Raw genomic sequence first — 15,847 nt, forward strand, 5'->3', positions numbered from 1 at the left:
ATACATCTTATGAGTAAAAAATCCAGAGCGCTGTTAGTGGCGTCATTGCTTACGAGCTCGGTGCTATACCCGAGTTTAGGTGTGTTGGCGGCGGATCTCACAGAAGATCAACAGGCCGTATATGATGCGGTGATTCAGCAGTTACAATTGGGAGAAGGTCCGGGCGTTACTATAGGGGAAAATTCGGCTACAAAAATGGACACGTCTGTAGCCATTGGTACAAATGCTAATGCCAACGCGAATTCATCGAATACTGCTGTCGGTTGGAATGCTACAGCTACGGGTATTGGGCATAGTGCGGCCTATGGGACTAACTCAAAAGCACTGGGCGAAGGATCTCTTGCCGTTGGTCCGGGCGCAGAGGCATATGGAAAGTCCGGTATTGCGATTGGTAATACTGCGATAAGTAATACGGAAACCTTGGCTGAATCATCCATTGCTATCGGTGATAGAGCGGAAGCAAAAAGCAGTGGATCTATTGGCATGGGCATTAAGAGTATTGCATCAGGAAAACGCAGCATGGCCATGGGGATTCAAACACAGGCTACCGGTAATTATTCAATGGCCATAGGTGGTTATTCAAATGCGAGTGGTGCAGATTCAATTGCATTAGGTCATAATGCTGTTGCTGCCACTAGCTCTTCCGTAGCAATTGGGGCTAAGAGTGTGGCAGATAGGGGCTATGATACCTACGGCTATACAGTAGATCATGCGGCGTTTACAAGTGATGCCGAATTACTTACTTATCTTGGAAAAATAGACGAGTATAATGCAACTGTAGATATTATTGCAGCGAATAAAAAAGATTATGACGAAAAATATGCGGCATGGAGAGCTGATAGAGGTAATGAAGAATTAAGAGTGGTGGCCGAAGAAGCTGAAGCAAAATGGGTTGCCAGCCAACAAGCTCTATTAAAACTTACGGCTGCGTATAAATCGTATTTTGGTGCTGCCTCGGTAGGTACAGATTTTGCGACACGTCAAATTACCGGTGTAGCAGCTGGTAGTGAAGATACTGACGCCGTTAACGTGGCTCAGTTGAAAGCTCTTAATACTAAAGTTGACGCGAATAAGATAGAGTATGTTTCAATTAACTCTTCTGTAGAAGAAAATAAAGGAAATGATGGAGCAACCGCAACGGATACGGTTGCTATTGGACCGAAAGCAAGTGCTACTTATGAAGGTGCAGTTGCTATTGGGCGTAACGTTACTGCAAATGGTGGGGTAGCTATTGGCCAAAATTCATCGTCAACTTCAGAACATAGCGTAGCTATTGGTTTAGGCTCGGTTGCAGGAGATTCTTTGCAGGCTGATGTAGCTATTGGTAATGTGGCTAAGGCAGCCGGATATAGTGTAGCCATCGGTAATGGTGCGAGTGCTTTTATGGATTCGGATCCTGAGCATGGTGGTAGTGGTTTGGCTGTTGCCATTGGTAGTGGTGCTGTTGTGTCGGGGCAAGGTGGTGTAGCCGTCGGTCAAGGCTCAAAAGCGGTATTCCAATCTAATGCTATGGGCTCTTTGGCTAAAGCAACTGCTCGCGGTGCAGTTGCTATCGGTGACACAACGGAAGCTACAGGTGTAGGAGCAGTATCAATTGGTAATAGAGCTGAAGCTGATAATGTAATGGGCATCGCTATAGGTACCTATACTAAAGGTTTGGGATACGGGACCATTGGTATTGGTGGAAATGCAGAAGCTACTGGCAATTGGAGTATGGCAATGGGGCAAAGTTCTGTAGCCAGTGCCAAGTTAAGTACTGCTTTAGGCCATTATAGTAACGTTACTTCAGAGAAATCTGTAGCAGTGGGACCTTATGCTAGTGCTCAAAATGGCAGTTTTGCTACAGCATTAGGGTACTCGGCTAGTACTAGCGCTGGAAGTGCAGTGGCTTTAGGTAGTTATTCTGCTGCATCCGGTGGTGCCTCTATGGCATTAGGGTATGATTCAGCAGCTAATGTGAATACCGGTGTAGCATTAGGTGCGTTCTCTGTAGCCGATAGAGGAAGTAAGGTACATGGCTATAATGTAGATAGCGTAGGCTTTGGAGCAGATGAAGATATTGCTGCTTATATTGGAAAAGCAGAAGCGTATCAGACAGCAACAGAAGATTTTAACGCTAAATTAGCTGTTTATAACGAGAAAAAAGCTGCTTTAGCTGATGATCCTGATAATGAACAATTAAAAACAGAATATGAAGAAGCAAGTAAGGCTGCTGAAGCTAGCTTTGATGCTCGTAATGCGATTGTATCTGCGTACCGCTCCGGTTTAGGTGCTATTTCCGTAGGTACTGCGGGTGATACTCGTCAAATTACCAATGTAGCTGCAGGTAGTGAAGATACTGATGCAGTTAACGTGGCACAGCTGAAAGGGCTGAAGACTTTAGTAGATACTAAAACTGAAAGTCTTGAAGATAATAGTAAAGGTTATTTCCATGCAAATATAAAAGAAGCTACAGATCCTACATGGAATAACTATGGATTGATGAGTGAAACCGGTGGTGCAGGTGGACTTTACTCAGTGGCAGCTGGTATAGAAGCTCAAGTTAATAAAGACGCGGAAAAGGCTGTCGCTATAGGGTATCGGACAAAGACAAAACAAACAGGTGGAATAGCAGTCGGTTATGATACTGTTAGTGACGGCAAACATGCTGTAGCGATTGGTCAAGATGCTGTGGCAAAAGGCGTTGATGCGACGGCTTTAGGGTTTAATGCACAGGCATTAAATGCACAGTCATTGGCGTTGGGGAATCAGGCGAAAGCGACTGGGGCATGGAGTATTGCCATTGCTCAAGATACAGAAGCGTCAGGTCATTTGTCTTTAGCTGCTTCATATGGTGCTAAGACAGCAGGGCTTCAGTCAGTGGGTATTGGTGTTTTAGCAGCAACATCCTCGGCTGCAGAAAACTCGGTAGCTATCGGCACAATGGCGCAGGCGTTGGGCGAAAATACAACGGCTATTGGTCCTACGGCAAAAGTGCAAGGGAGTCGTTCGGTTGGTTTAGGTCAAGGTGCAACTACAGAAAGCACCGCTTATAATGGCACTGCAATCGGTAGAAATGCATATATTGGCTCGATACGTGATTCTGGTGGGGGAATCGGTATACCTTCAGATGGAATTAGTGAAGGAGATGACACGACACCTGAAGTAGGTAAAGAGCATATGAACTCTACTGCATTAGGTTTTGCAGCCAAAGCTTTTGGCTTCCAAACATTATCCGTAGGTGCCGGTGCTGAAACTTATGATACCAATACCATAGCAATAGGGGTAAATGCCGTAGCAAAAGATCATTACGCGACAGCTTTAGGGAAACAAGCGCGTGCGACTGGTAAAAATTCGACTGCTATCGGCCACTGGGCAACTAGTGTCGGTGAAGATTCTGTGTCTATCGGTACTCTTTCTACAATTCAAGGTTTAGATGGAAAGACGGCAATCAATAAATCTGCTACATCAGGTAGTTACTCTCGTGCAGCTATTGATAATTCTGTAGCATTAGGTTATGAATCTTTAGCTTATGTAGGTGATAATGTTGCCACTAAAGCTTATTTAACTGATGAAGCTTTTACAAAAGAAAATGGCGTCGTATCTGTCGGTAATGCTGAATATACTATCGGTGAAACCACGGTTGAAGCCAATCGTCGTCGTATTACTAACGTAGCAGGTGGTGCTGCTGATTATGATGCGGTTAACGTGGCTCAATTACAAGCTGTAGAGGCTGAAGGCCTTAACTTTAAAGGCGATGGTGATACTATTGTTCATCGCAATCTAGGCACTGAATTAATTATTTCCGGTGGTAATACAGATACTACAACATTAACAGATAATAATATCGGTGTTGTAGCAGACAAAGACAGTGGTTCTTTAAGTGTTAAATTATCTAAGAACCTTAACTTGGCTGATGGTAGTGTAACCTTTGCAGAAACCGCAAAAGATGCAGACGGTAACCCTCTAGTTAAAGGTGAAGATGGTAAATGGTACACGGATTTAACAGATGCGGTTTATAATGCAGATTCGCAGACTTATACCAAGGATGGTGCAGATTTAACGGCTGTCGAAAGTCCGATTGTAGGAGCGGTGAAGTTGAGTTCAACTGGCCTAGACAATGGTAATCAACGAATTACTAACGTGGCAGCTGGTGTTGATGGTACCGATGCTGTAAATATGTCTCAGTTAACTGCTCTTACTAATAAAGTCGATGCCAATAAGATTGAATACGTATCTATTAAATCTGCCGAAACTGAGAATAAACTTAATGATGGGGCTACGGGAGATAACTCGATTGCTATTGGTCCTAAAACAAAAGTAACGTCTGCAAGTGCTGTTGCTATTGGTTCCCAATCTGAAATTAGTAATTCTAATTTTAGCAGTGCGTATGGTGCCACTTCTAAGGTAACCGGTTCGGAACAAGGTACTGCAATTGGTTACGGGGCTATAGTAGATAATTCGTTATTTGGAACTGCACTCGGTACAAGGGCTAATGTTACTAATTCACTCCAGGGGACTGCTGTAGGGCAATCGGCTATTGTTAGTAGTTCAAATTATGGAACTTCCTTGGGCACATTCTCGAAAGTAATAAACTCTGATTCCGGTATTGCTATTGGTTCTATGGCAAATGTTAATAACGCAAATTATGGCATGGCCATAGGTATTAACAGTTCTGTTACTATTCAAGGCGGTACAGCCTTAGGCTATGGAACGTCTGTAACAGAAAAATCGGGGGTTGCCTTGGGGTTAGGTGCAGTGGCTAATCGAAGTGCTGAAGTATATGGCTATTCACCTGATGGTGTGACCTTTACGGATGATGCATCAGTAGCAGCTTATCTAGGTAAAACTGCTGAATTCGAACAGGCGAATCAAGATTATGTTGAAAAAGTTCAAATTTTCCAGGAAAAATTAGTGGCATATCAGCAAAATCCGAGAGATCCAAATGCAATACAAGCTTACGTAGATGCTGCAAACGCTATGACTGAAAGTTTTGAAAAACGAACTGGTATTATTGCAGCCTATAAACCTAGTTATGGTGCCGTTTCAGTAGGTGGTTCGGGTGCAACTCGTCAAATTATTAATGTTGCGGCTGGTACGGAAGCTACTGATGCGGTTAACTTGGCACAGCTTAAAACTGTAGAAACCATTGCTAAAGCTCATACCGAACTTACTCTTGACGGTAAATCCGCAACAGCCGGTGCTGATGGTAAGTTAGGCGATTACATTGGTGAAAACAATCTCACCATGGCTGTTAAAGACGTTAACGGACAGAAAGTTTATGACCTCAAATTGAAGAATGAAGTTGTCATAGGTCAACCTGGTAAGGATGGCAAAGACGGTACACCTGGTAGCATTGGTTTAGTTGGTCCTCAAGGTCCGGCCGGCGAAGATGGACAACCTGGTAAGAATGCTTACGGCGAAATTTCCGTTAAGAACGGCGTCGATGGTGTTGATGGCACTAACGGTAAAGACGGTATGACTCGTATCGTTTATGTTGATGAAAACGATAAAGAGCACACAGTAGCTACTTTGGAAGACGGCTTGAAGTTTGCCGGCGATACAGAAAATGTAACTATCGCTAAGAAACTCAATGAAACATTAACAGTAACAGGCGGCATTAGCGATGCAAGTCTACTCACGGACAATAACATTGGTGTCGTTGCTCAAGACAAAGGTGGTTTAACTGTTAAATTAGCGAAAAATCTTGACCTAGCTGACGGTAGTGTACGTATAGGTGGCACAACCGGTGAAGACGGTGCTGTTACCGGTGGCATTTACATCGCTAACCAGAAAGCTGTACCAACGACTAAGGACGGTAAAACTGAAGATGGCTTGTTTATTACCGGTTTAGGTAATACTAAGTGGGATCCTGCGACTAACGGCATCGTAAGTAGCTGAGCTGCTACCGAAGATCAGTTAGAAAAAGCTATTGCTAAAGTATCCTCAGACGTTGGCGGCGCTCACACGGAACTTACTCTCGATGGTAAATCGGCAACAGCCGGTGCTGACGGCAAGTTAGGGGATTACATTGGCGATAACAACCTCACTATGGCTGTTAAAGATGTTAACGGTCAGAAGGTTTACGATCTCAAACTTAGTAACGAAGTCGTTATCGGCACACCTGGCAAGGATGGCAAAGACGGTACTCCTGGTAGCATCGGTTTAGTTGGTCCTCAAGGTCCTGCCGGTGAAGATGGTCAACCGGGTAAGAATGCTTACGGCGAAATCTCCGTGAAGAATGGTGCTGATGGTGTTGATGGCACGAATGGCAAGGACGGTATGACTCGTATCGTTTACGTAGATGAAAACGATAAAGAACATACGGTAGCTACTCTGGAAGACGGCTTGAAATTTGCCGGTGATACAAAAGATGTAACCATCGCTAAGAAAATCAATGAAACTTTAGAAGTTAAAGGTGGCATCAGCGATGCAGGCTTGTTAACAGATAACAACATCGGTGTTGTGGCCAAATCTGATGGTGGTTTAACCGTTAAATTGGCTAAGAACATAGACTTGGCTGACGGTAGTGTACGTATTGGTGGTACAACCGGTGAAGATGGCGTTGTTACCGGTGGTATTTACATCGCTAAGCAGCAAGGCATAGCAACAACTAAAGATGGTGTAACTGATGATGGTTCCTTTATTACAGGCTTAACCAATACTAAATGGGATCCGGCGACTAACGGCATAGTAAGTGGCCGTGCAGCAACCGAAGATCAGTTGAATGCAGCTATTTCCAACGTGGTGACTTCGGTTGGTGGAGCTCACACCGAACTTACTCTCGATGGTAAATCTGCTGAAGCCGGTGCTGATGGTGAGTTAGGCGATTACATTGGCGATAATAACCTCACTATGGCTGTTAAAGACGTTAACGGTCAGAAGGTTTACGACCTTAAATTGAAGAATCAAGTTGTTATCGGGCAACCTGGCAAGGATGGCAAAGACGGTAAACCTGGCAGCATCGGTTTAGTTGGTCCACAAGGCCCTGCCGGTGAAGATGGCCAACCTGGTAAAAACGCGTATGGCGAAATCTCCGTGAAAAACGGTGCTGATGGTGTTGATGGTACTAACGGCAAGGATGGTATGACTCGTATCGTTTATGTTGATGAAAACAATAAAGAGCATACAGTAGCTACTCTGGAAGATGGTTTGAAATTTGCCGGTGATACAGAAAATGTAACTATCGCTAAGAAACTCAATGAAACCTTAGAAGTTAAAGGCGGCATTAGTGATGCAAGTATGCTCACGGATAACAACATCGGTGTTGTTGCTGAAGAAAAAAGTGGTTTAACCGTTAAATTAGCGAAGAACCTTAACTTGAATGACGGTAGTATTCGCATTGGTGGAACGACTGCTGAAGATGGCACTCTTACCGGCGGTATCTACATAGCTAATCAGAAAGCAGTACCAACAACTAAGGATGGTAAGACCGAAGATGGTTTATTCATTACAGGTTTAGCCAATACCGATTGGAATCCGGACGCAAATGGCATTGTTGAAAACCGTGCCGCTACTGAAAAACAACTGAAAGCAGTTGCCGATTCTTCTGCAAGAGTGGATGCAGCTAACTTGTCAGATGATAATGTAGATAGCTGGAAGGCTAAACTAGGTATTACCGACACACTTCTTGGTGAAGCAGGTGCTTGGAAGTTAACAGTAAATGATACTGGTGAACGTTCTATTAAGAAAGACTCTGTAATTAATTTCGTTAACGGTTCTAACGTTCAGATTACCCAAGAAGATAATGACATCAAGGTAGGTCTAGACTCTAAATTCGTAGAGCAAGTTACAAATAATACGAAGAATATCACTAATTTAGACAACCGCGTAACAAAAGTTGAAGGCGATGTAACCAATGTTAAGAAAGACATTACTAAGATTAACAATGACATCACCAATATCAACAAGGATATCACAAATATTAACACTAAGATTGAAACAATCGAGGGTAAAGCAGGCGTAGCCAATGTAGTCGGCGATCCGGAAACCGGTGTTAAGGCTGAAAAAGTTGATGCAAATGATGCTACGAAGGGCGTAAAAGTTAGTCTTGAAGAAAAAATCAAAGTAGGTGGTATTACAATTGACGGCACAACTCCAAGCGAAGGTGAAACGGCAAATCGTACAATTACAGGCTTAACTAACACAACTTGGGATGCTGAAAAGGCTGTCGATAACCGCGCCGCTACGGAAGGTCAGTTGAAGGACTTTGCTAAGAGTATTGCCGGTACGGCCGGAGCTACTACGATTAATGGTGATGATAATATCAACGCTGTTAAAGTGGAAGGCAAAAACGAATACAACTTATCCTTAAACGATGACTTAAAGGTTGGTAACAGCATTGCCGTTAATAACATGACGTACATTTCCAAAGATGGCATCAATGCTAATGATAAGGAAATTAAGAATGTGAAAGCTGTTGAGCTTACAGCGGATGGCACGAACGCTGCTACAACCGGTCAGGTTTACACGGTTCGACAAGAAATGGCAACTGCAATCGGTGGTGTAGCTACAGCCGTTCAGAACAATGCTCGTCAAATCTCCAAATTGGACTCGAAAGTCAATAAATCCGGCGCCGGTGCCGCCGCCTTGGCAGCCTTACATCCATTGGATTATGATCCTGACAACAAATGGAACTTCACGGCCGGTATGGGTACTTACCACGGTTCTAATGCAGTAGCTTTGGGTGCCTTCTATCGTCCGAATGAAAATACATTGTTCAGTATCGGCGGCTCTATGGGCAATGGGGAAAACATGATGAACGTCGGCGTCAGCATGAAGTTCGGTAACTCCAATCCGTATGCGGGCATGAGCAAAGGCCGTTTGATTGAGTATGTTGAAAAACAGACCAGTGAAATCGACGAATTGAAAGCGCAGAACGAAAGTCAGAACGAACGCATTCAAAAACTGGAAGAATTGGTTCAGTCCTTAATGGCTGCCCGATAGTTTAAAGAAGTTAGTTTTTAAAAACTTGGGAATGTGTAAGTAGTTAAAAGATGTTAAGCGAACAAGTGCTTAAAAGATGTTAAGTGTACAAGTAGTTAAGCTTTTTGCAATAGGCAAAGCAAAGTAGTTGGCAGTACCTTTAATGTAAGGGTGTATATAGCATTTACTCTATGGTTAGTGTTAAGGCGGGAGGTGAATCGGAGGAGCCAAAGTAAGTGGTTCCTGCAAATGTAGATTTAGTTAACCGTGGCAGTCATTGGCTGCAGGGGACACTGGTTGACTTTAAAATCTGCAGTAATAACTATTCTTCTCAAACAAATGAGGCTGTATCTAAAATGTGGGTAAATCTACATTTTGATACAGCCTCATTTGTTTTTTAGTTTTTTTTAAAAAAAGAAATCACCGGAAGGACGCAACCCATGATTAGACAAGGCACTCTTCATATTAAGGCAGCAAATGTGATTTTCTGCTATCGGTGATTTCAATTTAATTGTATCACACAACTCTAAAATAATTTAGTCGATTAAGGGAATCATGTTTTTCCCTTGTTCCGTTGAGTATTTTAAAGCAATACTATATAATTAATTAGATAGAGAATTTTAACATAAGTTGTGAAGGAGACAATATGCGATTACGTAGAAAACCTTGGATTGACGAGGCTATTCATGAATATGATTCCCACGTGATTTTAGAAAACCACGAGGCGCACAAAGGTAAGTGGCGAGAGATGTTCGAAGACCCGACAAAACCTTTGTACTTTGAACTTGGCACCGGTAAGGGCCGCTTTATTGCAGGCATGGCAGAAACTCATCCGGAAGCCAATTTTGTAGGCTTTGAAGTGCAGCTCGGCGTTTTATATTACGCGGCTCAGAAGATTTTTGAACGCAATTTGCCAAACGCCAAAGTATCTTTATTTGATATTGCCGGCATTGAAGACGTTGTGGCACCGGAGGAAATCGATCGTTTTTACATCAACTTCTGCGATCCATGGCCGAAAGCACGCCATGCGAAGCGTCGTTTAACATATCGTACGTTTTTAGATAGATATGCTCGTTTACTAAAACCACAGGGCGAAATTCATTTCAAAACAGATAATGAAGGACTCTTTTTGTTCTCCTTAGAAGAATTTAAAGAATGCGGCTGGACGTTAAAAAATGTGACTTACGATTTACACAGCACGGATACGCCGAATGTAATGACTGAATACGAAGAAAAATTTAGCAAAAAAGGACAGCCGATTTTCCGCCTGGAAGCAATTAAACCTGAGGAGGCGTAATTATGGCGCAAAAGGTTAAAAAATTACCTTCGTTCAGTTTGAAAACGCTGTTCCGCAATGATGCGCAGGCCATTATGGTTATGGTAGGCATTTGGATTATTATCGGGAGTCTCAATATCTATAGTGTGACCTCGGTGGATTTAGTGCGTCAAGATTCGTTCTTTTCCAGCAATATTGTAAAACATATCATATATTTAACGCTCGGTTTATTTTTAGGGCGAGGCGTGTATAGGCTGGATTATCGAAGGCTGAAAGACGAAAAGTTCTTAAATATAATTTCCTTGGTTCTTATCGTTTTATTGGTAGCCGTTTTTGCGGGTGTACAAGTTAACGGTGCGTATCGCTGGATTTCCCTGCCTTTTGGCGTATCGATTCAGCCGTCGGAATTTGCTAAATTAGGCGGCATTATTTGGACTTGTAAATATATTGAAGACTGGCGCAAGCGCTATCCTCATGTAGAGCTTTTAGAAAAACACGATTTATACGGGCGGCGATTTGCACCGCCGTTTACCTATCGGCCAACCAAAGCACTTTGGGCGCCGATAGCATTTGCCGGTCTTACGCTGGTAGAACCGGATACAGGGACGGCCATGTTAATTTTGGCATTCCCTTTACTGTTGATGATAATCGGTAAAATGAGCCGAACATCTTTGACTCAACTAAAATATCTCGGGTTCATGGGGATAATTGGTTTTATTGTTTTGATTTGGGTTTCTGATTATCGGCGTGACCGTATTTTAGCGTGGTGGGACCCTTGGGGCCATTCGTTAACCAAGAGCTTCCAAAGCGTACAAAGTCTTGTGGCCATCGGATCTGGTGGGATTTTTGGCCAGGGCCTTGGTGAGGGGACGGCTAAGTACTTCTACTTACCGGAAGCTCATACTGACTTTGCCTTTGCCGTTTGGGCTCAAGAAACAGGCATATTGGGGGCGCTGTTTTTAGCGATTGTCATATTCCTGTTTGTTGTTTACGGTTTGCGTGTGGCGGCTGACGCCCGTGATTTATTCGGAAAACTACTAGCTATCGGCATTACTTGCCTCATTGGGGGGCAGGCCTTTTTCAATATGCTGATGGTTTGTGGCGTTTTGCCGGTTACCGGTGTACCATTGCCATTTGTTTCTTATGGTGGTTCCTCGTTATTGATGAACATTTTTGCGGTGTCTATTTTGCTTAGCATTTCACGCAGCAATGAGCTCGCTAATCGCCAGATTGGGGCACAAGGTGTGGCACCGTCCCTTCGCGAAGAGACGCGTAGTCGTTTCAGACCATCCGCTGGTGGCGTTAAGTAAGGACGCGTAAGATAGCAGAATGAATTCATCGTATACAAGACACTTGATGAATTGAACTTTTATTGATATTAATATCAAACAGGCTGTTTTTAGACTGCGTTTTTAAAACGCAAGTTTATATATTTTATAGTATTAAGGGTTTAAAAGGATTTCAGAAAGGATTTAGAGGAATGAAAGACTTTATTGACGTATCTGAACGGCCGTCAAACGCGGCCATGTTGCCGTTGAGTTTCCAGCATTTATTCGCCATGTTCGGGGCTACCGTTTTGGTACCGTACTTGTTAAAAGCGGATCCGGCAACGGCGTTATTTATGAACGGGATTGGTACCATTTTGTACTTATTTATTTGTAAAGGGAAAATCCCTTCCTATTTGGGCTCCAGTTTTGCGTTTATCGCGCCGGTATTATCCGTTATGGCGGCCGGCATGTCTTATGAAGCGGCACAGGGCGGTTTTATCGCCTTTGGTTTAGCCTTTATAGTATTGTCCTTCATTGTTCGTGCCGTTGGTATCGGCTGGATTGATTTGTTATTCCCACCGGCAGCCATGGGTGCCATTATCGCCGTTATCGGCTTGGAACTCGGTCCGGTAGCTATGGGCATGGCCGGCATCGTTGGTGACAGCTGGCAAACCTTGGGCATGACCCACACACAAGTTGTGACCATTTCCATGTTCTCCTTGATTGTAACTATCTTGGGCACCGTTATTTTCCGTGGTTTCTTCGCGGTAATTCCGGTACTAATCGGCGTTGTGTCCGGTTATGTGTTGGCGGCCATCATGGGTGTAGTCGATTTTTCAAAAGTATCCGAAGCGGCTTGGTTCTCCTTGCCTCATATGACCACACCGGTTTTCAATATTAACGCAATTTTGATGATTATGCCGGCTTTGTTCGTAGTATTTGCGGAACACGTAGGCCACTTGGTGGTAACCAGTAACATCGTAGGTCGCGACCTCATGAAAGATCCGGGCCTGGAACGCTCTTTATTGGGCGACGGTATCGCCAACATTCTGTCCGGTTTCTTTGGTGCGACACCAAATACGACCTATGGTGAAAACATCGGCGTTTTGGCCATTACTCGCGTTTTCAGCGTGTACGTTATCGGCGGGGCGGCTGTGTTAGCGATTATCTTCTCCTTTATCGGCAAAATCGCTGCATTAATCCACGCTATTCCGGTACCGGTTATGGGTGGCGTAAGTATCTTGTTGTTCGGTATCATCGCAGCATCCGGCTTGCGTATGCTCGTTGAACGTAAGGTAGATTATACACGTCCTGATAATTTGATTTTGACGTCTATCGTTATGATCACCGGCCTCAGCGGCGCTCAAGTAACACTTGGCCCGGTTGTCCTTCAAGGCATGGGCCTCGCTACCGTAGTAGCTGTTATTTTAAGCCTTTGCTTTGCAATTCTTCGCAAAACAGGTATCGGTAATAAACAGCTTAAACACGACTAAGTTGAGGTTGTGTTTTGATTGAGCCGTGTATACGGTACGGCTAAGTTATAACTAGATTATAGCTAGATTATAGCTAGATTATGACTTAGCCCGTATTTGACAGTGTATAATCAGCACTGATATAATAATTGGGTAACCTTGAAGGGGTTTGCAATTATGATTCATGATTAAGTATTAGTTTTGATTCGTGACTGTGAAAACATCAGGTTATCCCAATATGCGCCTATAGCTCAGGGGATAGAGCACCGGTCTCCGGAACCGGGTGCGCAGGTTCGAATCCTGCTAGGCGCACCAGATAAATAAAGGCTTCTCGAAATTTCGAGAGGCCTTTTTTCGTGTATTTGATTCAAATATTGAACTCAATAAGGAGCGTGTGAGATAAAAAATACGTATGTGATTTTTGTAAAATGGTAAAAGCATAAAAGTGTGTATTTGCAGATAATATTTTTATCTTGTAAGTATTTGATTTTGATGATCTAGCGGATTTTTGATTAGACTAAATTTTATGGTGGAATGTTGAGTTTTATGAAGAAATTTAAAAAGAAATGCATAGTACTGTCGAGAAGTTTAATAAAACTTTAATTTACTTTGTTTGATATGAGAGGCGAATATTTGAATAAATAATAGGACGAGTCTGTAGCAGAATTCGATTAATAGGTATTTTGCTACAGCTTTTTTGTATATTTTTTTCTGCATAAATATGATTTCTGGGGGGTGATGTTTATGTTGTGCAGAAATGTTGCTTTGTGGATTGATAATTTAGTGCGCCTGTTTTGTTGTGGTATGTAGTGGTTTGTTGGATTTTAGGTGTAGTATATATAGATGCTATAGCAACTAAAATATTTATATGGCAAGAGGATGTTGAAGGCGAAGATATACATATTTCTTAGTGTTATAGGTTTATAAAGAAGAAATATTTAATTTATTGAATTTATAATCTTAAAATATGAATAAAATATCCTTTTCAATCTTATGTGAAAGAGCGAAATAGATGTTATTGCAATTATTTTTATTGACTTTTAGGAATGATTGGTATAGAATGCAGTCATAATGATGTTGCAAGAAACACAAAAGTATTAAATAATTTGCATTCTGGCGTATAAAAAACTATAGCGGGGATGAAATTAATGGTATTTTGAAGGAGGTTAATTATGAGTGATGTAAAAAAAATAATTGAAGGGGCTTATGATTTACACGTTCATTCTGCACCGGATGTGTTACCAAGAAAGATGGATGACTTGGAAATGGCTGAAAGATGCACGAATGGTCCACTGGCGGGATACGTTATAAAAAATCATTGGACTCAAACCGGTGAAAGAGCAAAATTAATAAATAAGCTTTATCCGAAATGTGATGCAATCGGCTCTATTACTTTAAATAGTTCAGTCGGAGGAATAAATGCACCGGCTGTAGAAATGGCGGCTCGAGATAATTGTAAATTGGTTTGGTTTCCTACTTGTGACAGTGAACATGAAATGGCACATCAATTTAATGGAGATCCAAATAAAAAATTAGCCTTCTGGGCGTCTATTGTAATTGAGATGAAGAATGCGGGAATTAAGGTTCCTACGATTAATATCCTTGATGAATTTGGTCAGTTGAAGCCAGAAGTTTATGATGTTTTAGATGTTATAGCTAGATACGATTTGATTTTAGCAACCGGACATATCTCTCATGAAGAAGCTTATAAGCTGGTTCCTGAAGCAGCTAAACGAAATGTTAAAAATATACTTATTACACATGCAACATTTCCAACTACATTTTATTCCGTTGAAGATCAAAAAAAGTTTATTGATTATGGAGCTAAGATTGAACAGTGTTATACAACATGGAAGACGGACAAGGTAGCGTTTGACATAGTGGCAGATCAGATAAGACAAGTAGGGCCAGATAATTGTATTCTTGCCACTGATCTTGGTAATACAAAACTGTGTTATCCAGACGAAGGGTTAGCAGAGTTTGCAGAAAGACTTTTACAAAAAGGTTTTTCTGAGGATGAAATTCGAACTATGGTTGTAATTAATCCAAAAATTTTATTGGGGAAAAATGACATTGAATAAAAGATTGTATTGGGTTTAAGTAAAATGATTAGAGTAATTTAGGAGGAACTATTATGGAAGGCAAGAGAATTTTAGTAGTAAGTGCACATGCAGCAGATTATGTATGGAGATCGGGTGGTACAATTGCAAAATACATTAAACATGGTGCTAATGTGGATGTTGTGGTTTTAAGTTTTGGGGTTAGAGGTGAGAGTGCAGCACAGTGGAAAAAAGAAGGAGCCACGTATGATACTGTAAAGCAGAATCGACTAGAGGAAACAACTAAAGCCGCAGAAATTCTTGGCGTTAAAAATATTGAGTTTTGGGATCTTCCAGATTATCCAATGAGACCGTATCTTACGGAAGATATTCGAAAGAGAATGGTAAAGAAAATTAGAGAAGTTAGACCAGACATCATTATTACGCATGATAAAAAAGGAAAAGACATATTAAATCCTGATCATAATGATGTATCAGAGTTTGTATTTGAATGCTCTATTCATTCAAATTCAAGAGGCGTTATTGTAGATAATCTTCCAACGACTAAACAAATGCGTTTATTTGGGTTTGAACCTCATCAAACTGAACTATCACAATTTGTTCCTGATGAGTTAGTAGATATTACAGAGGTTTATGAACAAAAAGTTGCGGCGATGCAGTGTTTCCAGGCACAGCATCATCTCATTCAGTATTATACAGAAAGAGCAAATCTTCGAGGCAATCATTTAAGAAGAATTTCAGGTAATCAGACTTATAAATATGGAGAGGCATTTTCAAGCTTTTTTCCTATTGCAGGTGATGAATTAGTATAAATTTATATTTCTAAAATAGATTAGATAAAGGGGATAATTCCTGACCGAATTATCA

Annotated in this window: 7 protein-coding genes and 1 tRNA gene; all 8 read left to right on the forward strand. The window is 41.9% G+C overall.

Annotation, left to right across the window (positions count from 1 at the left end; translation table 11 throughout):
• Positions 1-9: 9 nt before the first annotated feature.
• Positions 10-5,880: a hypothetical protein gene (locus CCC71_RS04375; protein WP_226974663.1), complete on the forward strand. Its 5,871-nt coding sequence runs from the start codon at positions 10-12 to the stop codon at positions 5,878-5,880.
• A gap of 150 nt (positions 5,881-6,030) precedes the next feature.
• The gene (locus CCC71_RS04380) at positions 6,031-8,925 is read left to right on the forward strand and encodes a YadA-like family protein (protein ID WP_296333079.1); all 2,895 of its coding nucleotides are present in this window, start codon (positions 6,031-6,033) and stop codon (positions 8,923-8,925) included.
• 625 nt (positions 8,926-9,550) lie between these two features.
• On the forward strand, positions 9,551-10,201 hold the full coding sequence (gene trmB / locus CCC71_RS04385) for a tRNA (guanosine(46)-N7)-methyltransferase TrmB (protein ID WP_021840678.1): 651 nt from the start codon (positions 9,551-9,553) through the stop codon (positions 10,199-10,201).
• Between the two features lie 2 nt (positions 10,202-10,203).
• Complete coding sequence (locus CCC71_RS04390; protein ID WP_296333081.1) at positions 10,204-11,490, forward strand: FtsW/RodA/SpoVE family cell cycle protein; 1,287 nt, start codon at positions 10,204-10,206, stop codon at positions 11,488-11,490.
• Positions 11,491-11,660: 170 nt separating this feature from the next.
• Positions 11,661-12,941 (forward strand): uracil permease, encoded by a 1,281-nt coding sequence (gene uraA / locus CCC71_RS04395; RefSeq protein ID WP_127059219.1) that lies wholly within the window; start codon positions 11,661-11,663, stop codon positions 12,939-12,941.
• A gap of 219 nt (positions 12,942-13,160) precedes the next feature.
• Positions 13,161-13,235: transfer RNA gene (locus CCC71_RS04400), tRNA-Arg, on the forward strand.
• A gap of 857 nt (positions 13,236-14,092) precedes the next feature.
• Positions 14,093-15,001, forward strand: a complete 909-nt coding sequence (locus CCC71_RS04405) for a DUF6282 family protein (protein ID WP_021840681.1) — start codon at positions 14,093-14,095, stop codon at positions 14,999-15,001.
• Positions 15,002-15,054: 53 nt separating this feature from the next.
• Positions 15,055-15,792 carry a PIG-L deacetylase family protein gene (locus CCC71_RS04410; protein ID WP_021840682.1) on the forward strand — a complete coding sequence of 246 codons (738 nt, stop codon included), beginning with the start codon at positions 15,055-15,057 and terminating at the stop codon, positions 15,790-15,792.
• Positions 15,793-15,847 lie beyond the last annotated feature (55 nt).

Origin of the sequence: Veillonella sp. LMAG:90 (assembly GCF_008679445.1) — a bacterium.
Taxonomy (GTDB): Bacteria; Bacillota; Negativicutes; order Veillonellales; family Veillonellaceae; genus Veillonella_A.